The organism is Stenotrophomonas sp. GD03777, assembly GCF_029842485.1.
GTDB classification, from domain to species: Bacteria; Pseudomonadota; Gammaproteobacteria; order Xanthomonadales; family Xanthomonadaceae; genus Stenotrophomonas; species Stenotrophomonas sepilia.
Map to the genome: position 1 here is coordinate 1 of NZ_JAOCGL010000105.1, position 12,562 is coordinate 12,562.

The 12,562-nt window shown below is 66.6% G+C and carries 14 protein-coding genes and 2 pseudogenes; 6 read left to right on the top strand and 10 right to left on the bottom strand.

Features of this window, described 5'->3' with window-relative positions:
• Together minC and N5E02_RS17385 are read right to left on the bottom strand one after the other, a co-directional pair.
• Positions 1 to 335, bottom strand: a pseudogene (gene minC / locus N5E02_RS17380) (septum site-determining protein MinC); the annotation flags it as partial.
• Positions 281 to 877, bottom strand: coding sequence for a GNAT family N-acetyltransferase (locus N5E02_RS17385; RefSeq protein WP_005415684.1), 597 nt, complete (start codon positions 875 to 877; stop codon positions 281 to 283). The pseudogene minC and the gene N5E02_RS17385, both read right to left, overlap by 55 nt.
• Before the next feature lie 151 nt (positions 878 to 1,028).
• On the opposite strand from N5E02_RS17385, the gene N5E02_RS17390 reads away from it, so the two are divergent.
• From N5E02_RS17390 to N5E02_RS17405, 4 genes are all read left to right on the top strand, one after another.
• Positions 1,029 to 2,225, top strand: a complete 1,197-nt coding sequence (locus N5E02_RS17390; protein WP_053497662.1) for a sensor histidine kinase — start codon at positions 1,029 to 1,031, stop codon at positions 2,223 to 2,225.
• Complete coding sequence (locus N5E02_RS17395) at positions 2,225 to 2,866, top strand: response regulator transcription factor (protein WP_006424175.1); 642 nt, start codon at positions 2,225 to 2,227, stop codon at positions 2,864 to 2,866. Before N5E02_RS17390 ends, N5E02_RS17395 begins: the two co-directional genes overlap by 1 nt.
• Before the next feature lie 234 nt (positions 2,867 to 3,100).
• A complete protein-coding gene (locus N5E02_RS17400; RefSeq protein WP_005415686.1) occupies positions 3,101 to 4,174 on the top strand; it encodes an SRPBCC family protein in 1,074 nt (357 codons plus the stop codon).
• Positions 4,175 to 4,279: 105 nt separating this feature from the next.
• Positions 4,280 to 4,651, top strand: coding sequence for a DUF423 domain-containing protein (locus N5E02_RS17405; RefSeq protein ID WP_005415687.1), 372 nt, complete (start codon positions 4,280 to 4,282; stop codon positions 4,649 to 4,651).
• 409 nt (positions 4,652 to 5,060) lie between these two features.
• On the opposite strand, the gene N5E02_RS17410 is transcribed toward N5E02_RS17405, so the two are convergent.
• From N5E02_RS17410 to N5E02_RS17430, 5 genes are read right to left on the bottom strand one after another with little or no spacing between them, the layout of a single operon-like run.
• Positions 5,061 to 5,870, bottom strand: coding sequence for a D-alanyl-D-alanine carboxypeptidase family protein (locus N5E02_RS17410; protein ID WP_279946546.1), 810 nt, complete (start codon positions 5,868 to 5,870; stop codon positions 5,061 to 5,063).
• A 9-nt stretch (positions 5,871 to 5,879) separates the two neighbouring features.
• Complete coding sequence (locus tag N5E02_RS17415; protein ID WP_065178115.1) at positions 5,880 to 6,473, bottom strand: PH domain-containing protein; 594 nt, start codon at positions 6,471 to 6,473, stop codon at positions 5,880 to 5,882.
• 3 nt (positions 6,474 to 6,476) lie between these two features.
• Entirely contained in the window at positions 6,477 to 6,656 is a 180-nt protein-coding gene (locus tag N5E02_RS17420) for a DUF4177 domain-containing protein (RefSeq protein WP_005415690.1), read from the bottom strand.
• Positions 6,653 to 6,832 (bottom strand): Arc family DNA binding domain-containing protein, encoded by a 180-nt coding sequence (locus N5E02_RS17425; protein ID WP_065178114.1) that lies wholly within the window; start codon positions 6,830 to 6,832, stop codon positions 6,653 to 6,655. The genes N5E02_RS17420 and N5E02_RS17425 overlap by 4 nt, the downstream gene beginning before the upstream one ends.
• Positions 6,833 to 6,877: 45 nt before the next feature.
• Positions 6,878 to 7,759: an SPFH domain-containing protein gene (locus N5E02_RS17430; protein WP_061480381.1), complete on the bottom strand. Its 882-nt coding sequence runs from the start codon at positions 7,757 to 7,759 to the stop codon at positions 6,878 to 6,880.
• 137 nt (positions 7,760 to 7,896) lie between these two features.
• On the opposite strand from N5E02_RS17430, the gene purT reads away from it, so the two are divergent.
• Positions 7,897 to 9,084, top strand: coding sequence for a formate-dependent phosphoribosylglycinamide formyltransferase (purT, locus tag N5E02_RS17435; protein ID WP_139726818.1), 1,188 nt, complete (start codon positions 7,897 to 7,899; stop codon positions 9,082 to 9,084).
• A gap of 85 nt (positions 9,085 to 9,169) precedes the next feature.
• Here the strand turns inward: purT and N5E02_RS17440 are convergent, their stop codons facing one another.
• Positions 9,170 to 10,375 carry an endonuclease/exonuclease/phosphatase family protein gene (locus tag N5E02_RS17440; protein WP_279946547.1) on the bottom strand — a complete coding sequence of 402 codons (1,206 nt, stop codon included), beginning with the start codon at positions 10,373 to 10,375 and terminating at the stop codon, positions 9,170 to 9,172.
• A gap of 37 nt (positions 10,376 to 10,412) precedes the next feature.
• The gene (locus tag N5E02_RS17445; protein ID WP_171958125.1) at positions 10,413 to 11,168 is read right to left on the bottom strand and encodes an arginyltransferase; all 756 of its coding nucleotides are present in this window, start codon (positions 11,166 to 11,168) and stop codon (positions 10,413 to 10,415) included.
• 156 nt (positions 11,169 to 11,324) lie between these two features.
• Here N5E02_RS17445 and N5E02_RS17450 point away from each other — a divergent pair, with 156 nt between their 5' ends.
• Positions 11,325 to 11,885, top strand: a complete 561-nt coding sequence (locus N5E02_RS17450; protein WP_111127889.1) for an EF-hand domain-containing protein — start codon at positions 11,325 to 11,327, stop codon at positions 11,883 to 11,885.
• Positions 11,886 to 11,944: 59 nt separating this feature from the next.
• Here N5E02_RS17450 and N5E02_RS17455 read toward each other — a convergent pair.
• Positions 11,945 to 12,562 (bottom strand): annotated as a pseudogene (locus N5E02_RS17455) (RNA polymerase subunit sigma-70); the annotation flags it as partial.

Here is a 12,562-nt window from a genome sequence, read left to right on the forward strand (position 1 = left end):
ATCGCGCTGGTGCCATAGGCAAGCGCCACCGGCAGCACGCCGGCGCTGCGCAGGCCATCGACCAGCGCCTGCGCGGTGGCCACATCCGGCACCTGGCTCAGGCCGCCGAAGTCGAGGATCACCGCGGCGCGGCCGAACAGCTTCGGGGCGCGGGTCACGCGCTCGCGCATTTCCTGCACGAGGCGTTCGACATCAAGGGTACGGATGCGCAGGTTGGCGATGCCCACCTGGCCGATCTTCAGTTCACCGGCCTGTTCGTAATCGAAATTCACCGCCACGCTCAGGTCCCCGTCGGCCGCTGTGCCTGCGCCGGCAGCTGCCGTGCGCGTGTCCATGCCACATCCGGCAGCTTGCCGCCGTAGGTCTCCTTGACCCAGGGGTAGCTGCACAGTTCCTTGGCCAGCATGCTGGCGCGCACATCGACCTGCGGCATCGTGTTCTGGCCCAGCTCGCGGAAGCCGAAGCTGCCGTGGAAGAGCAGGGCGGCATCGGCGCCATGGTCGAGGAAGACTTCGCAGGTCATCTGCGGGTAGCGCAGTTCGGCGAAGCTCTGCGCGTCGGCATAGAACGCACGGCCGACGCCGCCGCCACGACGGCGGCTGGCGACCACGATGCGGTCGATATAGAAGAACGGGGTGTCCAGCTGCTGCTTGAACCAGGCGAAATTGCTGCTGTCGTGCTGGCTGTCGCTGCCAAAGCCGATCAGGAAGCCGGCCAGGTTGCCGTCGCGCTCGGCGACGCGGAAGTATTCAGCGGTTTCATAGAACAGGCGCAGGCGAGCCGCATCCAGGGGAAGGATGGCCAGGCCAGCATTGTTGTTCAAAGCCAGGACGGAATCGAGCTCGTGCTCGCGCACGTCGCGGATGACAATCGACATTGTGACTCCGTGGGGTAACGCGGTTGGTCCATCAAGGGACCCTGCGCACGATTATTGCATGCCCGGGGTGGGCTGCGGCATGAACAGGCGACTGCAGGGGCATGACTTCCGTGGGAGTGCGCGACGCAGGCCGGGCCCGTAGAGTGCTGGCATGTTGGGAGTCCTCAGCCATACCCGCGTCCTCCGCCTGGCCGGCCTGTTCACCTGGGTCATGGTCGGCCTGCCGCTGGCATACTCGCAGTTCGAGAACCTGCACAGCCGCGCTGACATGGGCGGCTGGGCGATCCTGCTGTTCGTTGCCTACCTGTCCTTCGGCACGGCCTACTACTGGCTGACCCGCATCCTGCGCAGCGACAGCCACACCAGCTGGCTGGACCGCAGCCTGCTGCTGTTGCTGACGGTCTCGGCGCTGGGGGTCAGCTTCCTCAGCGGGTCGGGCCTGGGCAGCATCCTGATGATGGTCGCCGCCGGGGTCATTCCGTGGATGCTGTCGGTACGGCTGGGGGTGCTGTGGCTGCTGGTCAGCCAGCTGGCCGTGGCTCCGGTCTACTACATGCTGCTGCGCTTCCCGCTGTTCGAAGCGGTGATGCAGTCGCTGCTGTACGGCGGCTTCTCCATGTTCATCTTCGTGACCAGCCTGGTTGCGCGTCAGCAGACCGAGGCCCGCGACGAGCAGCGCCGGCTCAATTCAGAGCTGCGCGCCACCCGCGCCCTGCTGGCCGAGAGCGCGCGGGTCAACGAGCGCACCCGCATTTCGCGCGAACTGCATGACCTGCTGGGCCACCAGCTGACCGCGCTGACCCTGAACCTGGAGGTCGCCGGGCACCTGGCCGAGGGCCAGGCCCTCGACCACGTGAAGCGCTCGCACGCGCTGGCCAAGCTGTTGCTGGGCAACGTGCGCGAGGTCGTGAGCCAGCTGCGCGAGACCGGCGCGATCGATCTGGCCGCGGCCCTGCGCCCGCTGACCGAGAACGTGCCCTCGCTGGACATCCAGCTGGAGATCGAGGATCCGCTGAACGTGGAGGACCCGCAGCGGGCCCACGTACTGCTGCGCTGCACCCAGGAGATCATCACCAACGCGGTGCGCCATGCCAGTGCCCGCCACCTGTGGATCAAGGTGTACCGTGAAGCCCCCGATCGGGTGGTGGTCGAGGCCCGCGACGACGGTGTCGGCGCGGATATGGTCAATGTGGGCAATGGCTTGCGCGGCATGCGCGAGCGCCTGCAACAATGTGGTGGCCAGCTGCAGATCGAAACCCGCCCCGGTGAGGGTTTCCGGCTGCGGGCGACGGTGCCGGCAACGGTGCTGGTGGCGGCCCTTACCAAGGTTCCTGAAGGAGTGCGTTGATGATTCGCGTCTGCCTGGTCGACGACCAAACCCTGGTGCGGCAGGGAATCCGCTCCCTGCTGGCGCTCGACGACGGCATCGAGGTGGTGGCCGAGGCCGGCGACGGCCGGCAGGCGGTCGAGCTGATCCCCCAGGTACGCCCCGACGTGGTGCTGATGGACATGCGCATGCCGGTGATGTCGGGGCTGGAGGCCCTGCAGGTGCTGTCGCGGCAGGAACAGCTGCCGCCGACCATCATCCTCACTACCTTCGACGACGATCAGCTGGTGCTGGCCGGGCTCAAGGCCGGTGCCAAGGGCTACCTGCTCAAGGACGTCACCCTGGCACAGCTGGTCGGTGCCATCCGCACCGTGGCCGACGGGGGATCGCTGGTGCAGCCGGCGGTAACCCAGCGCCTGCTGTCCGGCCTGGAGCACATGCGCAATGAATTCGTCAGCCTGGACCGCCCGGACCCGCTGACCGACCGCGAGACCGAGATCCTGCGGCTGATGGCCAGTGGCTTCTCCAACAAGGAGATCGCCAATTCGCTGGGCGTCGCCGAGGGCACCATCAAGAACCACGTGTCCAACATCCTTTCCAAGCTGGGTGTGCGCGACCGTACGCGTGCCGTATTGAAGGCCTTCGAACTCCAGCTGGTATAAGAAAAATCTTTCAAGTACAAAGACTTGGGTCGTGGCCGGGGGTTTCCGCCAGGGTTGACCCCTACTTGCCGGGTAGCGGTATGCGTTACCCTTCGAATCCTTTGTCCATACAAATACGCAGCCGGCAGGGAAACCGGTGCGCCAATCCCGATAAACAATGCCCGCGAAGCCTGCTAGGATTGGCGCTTCGCTTCAATCAACCCGGCCGTGGGATCGGCCCCGGAGACTCTCTGAATGACCCGTATTATCGAGTTCCTGATCGCCTTGGGGATCGTGGCTGGCCTGTTCGTCATCATTGGCGTATGTCTGCCGGGCGAGCGTCACATCACCGAAAGCATCGAGACCAACCGCAAGATGACGATCGTGTACGACACGGTCAGCAGCCTGCGCCGCTTCAAGGACTGGAACCCGCTGGTACTGCGCGATCCCGCCGTTGACCTGAAGCTGTCCGGCCCGGCCTCGGGTGTCGGTGCCACCCTCGACTTCACCTCCAAGGACCTGGGTACCGGTTCCTGGAAGATCACCGAAGCCGAAGAGAACAAGCGTGTTGTGATCGCCATCGAGGACGCCACCAAGGGTCACGACAAGGTCACCACCTTCAACCTGGAGCCGACCGGCAAGGGCGGTCGCAACGTCAAGATCACCCAGGACTACTCGGTGAAGTACGGCTTCGACCTGTTCGGCCGTTACGCCGGCCTGTATGTCAGCCGCCAGATCGGCGACGACATCAAGATGGGTCTGTCGCGCATGGCCAACATGCTCGCAACCGTGCCGAACGTGGACTACCGCACGCCGGAAGCCCCGCTGACCGACCTGGCCATCGTTGAAGTGCCGGCCGAGAACCTGCTGGTGGTCAACGCCGGCAACGTGGACCGCGGTCAGGACACCATCACCAAGTCCATCAAGGACAACCAGGAGTGGATCAAGCGCGTGATGGAGGCCAATGGCCTTGAAGCTGCCGGTCCGTTCCGCATCATCACCACCGACTTCGGCCAGGAGAAGTACGCCTTCGACATTGCCCAGCCGGTGAAGAAGAAGGGTGCCGAAGGTGCTGCTGCCGACGAGCTGACCGTCAAGATCGACGGCGGCGCTCCGGTCAAGTACGTGCACGTTGCTCCGCACCGTTCGGCGCATGCGGCCTACACCGGCCACATGGCGGGTCTGGACGTGGCGCGCAACGGCCTGCGTGCCTGGGCCGTGACCTCGGGCAACGAAGTCATCGACCGTCCGTACGAAACCTGGAAGGACGGCATCGACAAGTCGTTCACCCCGGAAGGTACCTACGACATCTACTGGGCCGTCAAGTAATCCCCGGCTGAGCCATGTAGTGTTGGACACGAAAACGCGCCGCTCATTGCGGCGCGTTTTTTTTTCATCCGGCGCCCGGCAAGGGGCGCTGCGCAAGGAGCCCTCATGTTCAATCTGGAACGTCGCGCACGTAAGCCTTCCCTGCTGGCCTGCCTCGGGGCGCTGTTGGCTGCCGTCTCGATCGGCCTGTCTGCCTATGCATCGCATGGCGTGGCCGACCCGTTGGCGCAGCAGCATCTGAACATGGCGGCGCTGTATGCGTTCGCGCATGGCGCGGTGCTGGTCGCGCTTGGGCCGCGCGCGCAGGGGGTGATCGCACACCTGGCGCTGTACGTGCTGCTGCTGGGGGTCCTGCTGTTTTCCGGCAGCCTGGTGGGTGGGGCGTTGTGGCAGTGGCCGACACGGATGGCGCCGATCGGTGGCACCAGCATGATGGCCGGGTGGGTATTGCTGGCGATCAATGCGTTGAGGCGGTGAGGGTCGCAGGGCTGTCGCTCCGATCCATGCCGATGCGATCGTGATGGTTCATGGGCGTTACTTTTCTTTTCGCGCGAAAAGAAAAGTAACCAAAAGAAACGCGCCGCCGGCCGCGAGCCGGTGCTGTGCACCGGTCCCCTGTGCTCCTCGGCCCGTCGAGGGGCGGTGCGGAGAGCAGCCGAGCATGGCTCGGCTCTACAGAATCGCAAGCACCTCTTCGCCCTCGCCGGACCTGCGGTGCTCGGCTCGCTTGAAGGCGGACCCAACAGCCGCGCGCTGATCCCTTATAGAGACTTCGAGCGAAGCGACCGGCTTCTGTCTTTGCCTTCTTGTTCCATCTCGTGGTGGGCGCGCGCGGAATCCGCCCGGACAGCTCCATGAATTTCGCCCTGCGGCCGTCACGAGGGGCTCAGCCGTTGGCCGGTCTCCAGCACCAGTGCCAGGGTTCGTAGACGATGCCGTGCGGGTTGTCGCGCGGGTAGCTCAACCGGAAGCCGTGCCCAGCGGCATGGGCCTGCAGCCAGGCGAACGCGTCGGTGGCTTCAAATGATTCCTCGGCCGGGGCATCGCCCGGCGTACCGATGTCCAGCGCGTGGCCGCTGTGGTGTTCACTGAACCCCGGCGCGGCATTCACCTTCAGGATCTCCGTCACGCTCAGCCCGCGTGCCAGCTTCCGTTCGAAGATGCCCAACTGGTAGGCATGGCTGCGGAAGCCGGAGATTGCATCCAGTGCGATGCCATCCTGCGCGGCGTGCAGGCGCATCCGTCGCCAGCCCTGCGCGGCGCCACGGCGCAGCCACAACGGGCGGCCGAAGCGGTCGCGGCCAGCGAAGTGCAGCAGGCACGGTTCGGGTTCCAGCGGCAGGCCACTGTCGTCGGCATAGCGCTGGGCATCCAGGCCGAGCTGCTGCAGGCGCTGCTGCAGCCCGGCGAGGGGCAGCCACTGCGCTTCCAGATTTGCACCGAACGGCCGGGCCGCAGCTGCATCCAGCAAGGCCAGTGCTTCCTCGGCCCCGGGCTCGCGCGCCAGGCGCGGCACCATGGCGTGCACGCCGTGTTCCACCACCGCCGCCAGGTAACGGCCATCGCACTTGCGCCGCAGCACCCAGTTCGCTCGTGACAGCAGGCGCGCGTCGAGATTGCTGCGCGCACGCAGCAGGCCGGTCGGCCACAACTCGATGGCTTCGGTATTGATCAGCAGGGGCAGGCGTCGTTGCATCGCCGCAGCTTACTGCCGCGGGCCCGGCACGGCCACCTTGCGCAGTGCTTCCAGCAGCGCCTGTGGCCGATCGAGACTGAGCAGCAGGGTGCTGCCATCGCGGACCGGCAGGGCGAGGACGCTCGCGCGGTTGGTGACCAGCGCGAAACCCTTGCCACCGCCCTGCAGGCGAAAGTGACCGGAATAGAAGCCCGGCATCGCGTAGCCGTTGGTCTTGAAGCGGATGCCATAGCGGGGGTCACGCTGCAGGTCGACCACCTCGGCCTGGTCCAGCCGCAACTGCGCCACCGGAACGCGGCGGCGGTACATCGTCGAACGCACGTCCAGCATGCCATCGGCCAGTTCCACCCGGCGGCGGAAGAATGCTGCGCCCAGCCCGATGCCTAGCGCTGCAATGACCAGCAGGCTCCAGGCGGCGCTGCCGCCCATCCGGAACCAGGGTGGCGACAGCGTTACTTCGATCCAGGGCGCCGTCGCCGGCGCCTTGTACAACTGCGCATACAGGCAGGCCACGAAGGCGGCGAGCAGGGGCAGCACGATCCACAGCACGCGCAACGGCGAGCTCTCGGCCACCTCGTACTGTTTCGGATCGCTGGCGCCCATGGCTCAGGCCTCCTTCTTGAACACCAGCATCGCCGGGCGCATCGGTGCGGGGATGATGATGTTGACCAGTTCCCAGCCCAGTTGGCCCTGGCGGCTCAGCTCGCTCTGGATGTCCTCGGCCTTGAGCAGGCCCATCATGGACGTCTTGACCTCGATCGTCTGGTAGCTCCAACGCTTGCTCATTCCTTGTCCTCCGAAGATGGCGTGGGTTTCGGCAGGCGTCCTGCCTTGCGCAGGGCGTCGCGCAGCACGTATTCGATCTGTGCGTTGAGGCTGCGCAGCTCGTCGTCAGCCCAGCGTTGCGCCGCGGCCAGGACCTCGGCGTTGATGCGCAGCGGATAGGCTTTCTTCTCACTCATGCAAGCTCCTGGCGGGGCGGTGGGGCGCCCCGTTGCGAGGGTGGTTCAGTACAGCGAACCGGCGTTGACGATCGGCTGGGTGCCGCGGTCCGAGCACAGCACGGTCAGCAGGTTGCTGACCATGTGCGCCTTGCGTTCCTCATCCAGCTGCACCACGCCGTTCTTCTGCAGTTCGGCCAGGGCCATTTCAACCATGCCGACCGCACCGGCCACGATGCGCGTGCGTGCAGCGATCACTGCGTTGGCCTGCTGCCGCTGCAGCATCGCCTGGGCGATTTCGGCGGCGTAGGCGAGGTGGCTGATGCGTGCGTCGATCACCTGCACGCCAGCGTCGGCCAGGCGTTCGGCCAGCTCGTTCTTCAGGTGCTGGGAGATCTCGCTGGCATGGCTGCGCAGCGCCAGCTGTCCCTCCTCGTGCTGGTCGTAGGGATAGCTGGTGGCCATCGCGCGCAACGCCGATTCGGACTGGATGTGCACGAAGCTCTCGTAGTCGTCCACGTTGTAGACGGCCTCGGAGGCATCGACCACCTGCCAGACGATGACCGCAGCAATCTCGATCGGGCTGCCGTCCAGCTCGTTGACCTTCAGCTTGCCGCTCTCGAAGTTGCGCACGCGCTGGCTGACCCGGCGCTTGGCATAGAAGGGGTTGTTCCAGCGCAGGCCGTTGTCCTTGACGGTGCCGACGTACTTGCCGAACAGGCTCAGCACCGCCGCCTGGTTGGGCTGGATGGTGTACAGGCCGGCCAGGATGAAGACCGCAGCGAAGATCACCAGCATGCCGGCCAGCATCAGCAGCAGGTTCGGTGAGCCGGAACCGGTCCTGGTCGTCGCCCCGAGTACGAACAGTGCGGTACCCGCCAGCGCGACCAGCAGGGATCCGGCCAGGGTGCCCAGGCCGTTGAGGGAGGCAAGCGACTTCTCTTTCATGGCGGTACGTCCTTGAGGGTTCGAATTGAAGATATCAAAGTGATATCATTTTTCGACTACCGTTCGTCGGATGCCATGACCAGGGTGCGCGGCCAGCTAGAATGCCCACCCGCCTTCACGTCGCTGCTGGAACCGCCATGGCCAAGCTTGGAACTCCGTTGTCTCCCTCCGCCACCCGCGTGCTGCTGCTGGGCTCGGGCGAACTCGGCAAGGAGGTGGCCATCGAGCTGCAGCGGCTGGGCGTGGAAGTGATCGCCGCTGACCGCTACGCCGATGCCCCGGCCATGCAGGTCGCCCACCGCTCGCACGTGATCGACATGCTCGATGCGATGGCGCTGCGCGCCCTGATCGCCCAGGAGCAGCCACATCTGGTGGTGCCGGAGATCGAGGCCATCCATACCGAGACCCTGGTCCAGCTGGAGCAGGAGCAGGGCCTGCGGGTGATCCCGACTGCGCGCGCCGCACGCCTGACCATGGATCGCGAAGGCATCCGCCGCCTCGCCGCCGAAACCCTGGGCCTGCCGACCTCGCCCTACCGCTTCGTCGATACCGAGGCCGAATACCGCGCTGCCGTGGCTGCCATCGGCCTGCCGTGCGTGGTCAAGCCGGTGATGTCGTCCTCGGGCAAGGGCCAGAGCACCCTGCGCAGCGAAGCGGACATCGCTCCGGCCTGGGAGTACGCACAGACCGGTGGCCGTGCCGGTGCGGGCCGCTGCATCGTCGAAGGTTTCATCGATTTTGATTACGAGATCACCCTGCTGACCGTGCGCCACGCCGGCGGCACCTCATTCTGTGCGCCGATCGGCCACCTGCAGAAGGATGGCGATTACCGCGAAAGCTGGCAGCCGCAGCCGATGTCGAGCGCGGCACTGGCACGTGCCGAGGAGATCTCACGTGCGATCACCGACGACCTTGGCGGTTGGGGCCTGTTCGGCGTCGAGCTGTTCGTGAAGGGCGACGAAGTGTGGTTCAGCGAAGTGTCGCCGCGCCCGCACGATACCGGCCTGGTGACCCTGGTTTCGCAGGAACTGAGCGAGTTCGCGCTGCACGCGCGCGCGATCCTCGGCCTGCCGGTTCCGGTGATCCGCCAGAGTGGCCCGTCGGCGTCGTGCGCGCTGTTGGCACACGGCGAGGGTGTGCCGTACTTCAACAATGTCGCCGCCGCGCTGCAGGTACCGGATACCGCCGTGCGCCTGTTCGGCAAGCCGAGCGTGCATGGCCACCGCCGCGTCGGTGTGACCCTGGCGCGCGCGGAAACCATCGACGAAGCACGCGCCATCGCGCGTGATGCCGCCGACGCCATCGGCGTCGAGCTGCGCCCCTGAAAAAGGAGCGACGACCAACGGTCGTCGCCTACCGAAACCCGGTGGGTACCGACCGTTGGTCGGTACGCTCAACGTGCAGTCGACTCTACCGCACGTCCACCCACACCAGGTGGTGGTCGCTGCCGTCGGCGATCTTCGCTTCCGGGCTTTCATTGGCCGGCCAGAAGATGCCGCTGCCCACGTACTCGAAACCGGTCGAGGGAAGCACGTAGTCCAGGCGCATGGTGCCGGACTTCGGGCCGAAATCGCCGGTGGCGTGGAACGGTGCGCCCTTGCGTTCGATGCCCTTGGCCGCATAGGCCAGGCTGGTCTGCTCGCCGCCGACGCTGCGCGGGGTGGGGTAGCGCAGCACGCGCGCGTTCTCGATCAGCTCGACGATCGCCTCGTGGCGGCCATCGCCATCGACCGGGTCGTTGTTCAGATCGCCGAGGATCACGAAGCGCGCGTCCTCCGCCAAGCCGCCGCACTGGCCCTTGTCGTCGCACAGCCAGGGCTTCTCACCCTTGGACAGGTATTCCTGCCACAGGCGCAGTTCGTCGTGGTTGCGTGCCGCGTTGCGCTTTTCCGGGCCGTCGAACACCGGCGGCGTCGGATGCGAGACCAGCGCGTGCACCACGCCGGCCGGGGTCTTCACCGGCACGTCCCAATGCGACTTCGACGACAGGCGCAGCTGCGACCACACATGGTCGTTGTAGAAGCTCTGGCCGGTACGTGGGTCGACCGGGCGGATCGCGCCGGGCATCGCGCTCCACTTCAGCAGCTGGAAGCTGCGCACCTTGGCTTCGTCGATCGGGTAGCGCGACAGCACCAGCATGCCGTACTGGCCCGGGTGCAGGCCGTAGCCCCAGGCATCGTTGCCGCGGCTGCGGCCTTCGCCGCCGACCACGCCGTTGTTGTCCAGATCCAGGCCGCTGGGCACACCGGTGTTGACCGGCGCCAGGTAGCGGTAGGCAAAGTGCAGCGGCTTGCCGCCGCCGGGCTGGGCGACTTCCAGGTAGCGCTTCTGGAACAGGTCGGCGGCGCGATGGGCATCGTCGAAATCGAATTCATTCAGCAGTACCAGGTCCGGGCGCACCTGCTGCAGCACGGCGGCGATCTTGCGTGCGTGCTCGCTGTCGCCCTCCAGTTCCTTGATCAGGCCACCGGCATCATCGGAGTACAGCGAAGTGTTGTAGGTGGCCAGGCGCAGCGCAGTGGACGGCTTCTCAGTCATCGCGGGGGACGTGGCAAAGGCGGTGGCGGTGGCGCCGCAGAGCAGGGCCAGGGCGAGGATCAGGGGTTTGGCGTTCATCCCCCTATTCTGCACCCGGCCCGGTGTCAGCGGTTTGTCAGCGCCCGTCCAGTTCGTTGTCGAAATCGTGCCAGCGGCGGCCGTCGTAGGCCTCAAGGGGATGGAAGCGGCGCTTGTAGTCCATCTTCTGGTGCCCGCGGATCCAGTAGCCCAGGTACACGTGCGGCAGCCCCTCGCGGCGCGCCCACTCGATCTGTTGGAGGATCGCGAAGGTACCCAGCCCGCGCACGGCGTGGTCCGGGTCGAAGAACGTGTAGACCGCCGACAGGCCATGCTCGGTGACGTCGGTCACCGCCACCCCCAGCAACTGGCTGGGCTGGCCGTCGTGGCCGGGCAGGCGCATCTCCATGAAGCGGGTGTGCGACCAGCTGCCGATCAGGAACTGCTCGAACTCGTGCGGGCCATGGTCGTCCATGCCGCCATTGGCGTGGCGGTGGGTGAGGTAGCGGTGATACAGCGCGAACAGGTCGTCACGGGCGGTGGCGGCGGTGATCCGCACCTCCAGGTCGTCATTGCGGGCGGCACAGCGGCGCTGGCTGCGGTCCGGGGCGAAGCGGGCCACCGGGATGCGCACCGCCACGCAGGCCTGGCAGTGCGCGCAGTGCGGCCGGTAGACCAGATCACCGCTGCGGCGGAAGCCCCAGCTCAGTGCCAGCGGGTACAGGCCACCCAGCCGGCGATCGTGCGGATCCAGCACCAGGTCGCGCGCCACCCGGTCGGACCAGTACCCGCAGGGGTGCTCGCCGGTCTGGAAAAGCCGCAGTTCGTCGTCTCTATCGCCGTGTAGTGCCATGGGCACAGCATAGCCCCAGCCCGTCGCAGTGGCGGCGACTGTCCGCCGGATGAATGGATCTGGCAGCAGCGTCAACCGATGTCGCGCCCGGGCGTTGTTGTCACTCGAGGGTGAAGTGATCACCCCGACGCAATTCCCATTCCCAGGAGTGACCCCATGATCCGTACCCCCCTGCTGCTGGCCCTGCTGCTCGGCACTTCCGCCTCCGGCATCGCGCTGGCGGCTGACACCCCGGCCACGTCGGCGCAGCGCCCGGCCAAGCTGGACACCAATGGCGACGGCGTGATCGACCGCAGCGAGGCGGCTGCCAACCCGCGCCTGGCCGCGAAGTTCGACGAGCTGGACAGGAACAAGGACGGCAAGCTCTCGCGCGATGAGATGCCGCGCTGGCAGCATGGCCGCCGTGGCCACGGCGGTGAGCGCTGGGCCAGGCTGGACGTCAACAAGGACGGCCGCATCAGCCGCGACGAGGCCAAGGCCGACCCGCGCCTGGCCGCGCGCTTCGACCAGCTCGACCTCAACAAGGACGGTTACCTGGACAAGGCTGACCGCGAGCTGCGCATGAAGCAGCATCGTGATGCCTGGTTTGCTGCCGCCGACACCAACAAGGATGGCCAGCTGAGCAAGGCCGAGTTCGACGCGGCCAAGGGCCCGATGCACGGTGGCCCGCGCCAAGGCGGTCCGCGCGACGGCGGTGCACCGAAGTCGCAGCGCTGATTCATCGCGCGCTGACCGACCACGACGCCGGCGTACTGCCGGCGTCGTGCGTTGAGGCCCTAGCGGCCGCTGGAATGGGCCACGGCATACAGCACGACGCCCAGCACCACGATGTTCATGGCGATGATCCCGGTACGCCCATACAGCGATTCATACACCCAGTTGGTGCCGGTGCGCCCACGCCGCGACGAATCGCGCGCGATCAGCGGCGCCATGATCTGCTGCAGCGGTCCCAGGCACTGGTAGTTCACCAGACCCATGCCGAGCACCAGCACCAGCAGATGCACCCACGTCGGGGTCTGCAGCAGTACCACCGCCAGCACTGCCAGGCAGCAGGCCATGGCTGTCCAGGTGTTCATGCGCACAAAGCGCCAGACCCGCGCGCGTTCGGCATCGGTCTTGGCATAGGACAGCAGGAATCGACCGCCCAGGTAGCTGCCGATCACGCCGCCGGCAACGCCACCAGCGAACGCGCCCCAAGTGCTTGCCGGAATCATGTGCAGGTAGCCCAGGGTGGCGGTGACCGAGCCCATGGCTGTACCCCCGGCCACGCTGGCCCCGCCCAGGCCCAGCTTGCTGCTGCCCACGCCGACGCCGGCGCTCAGCAGGATCGCGGCACTGGCGGTGCCGGGTGCGGCCACCAGCACCATCGACACCACGGCGGTGGCGAAGGCGGC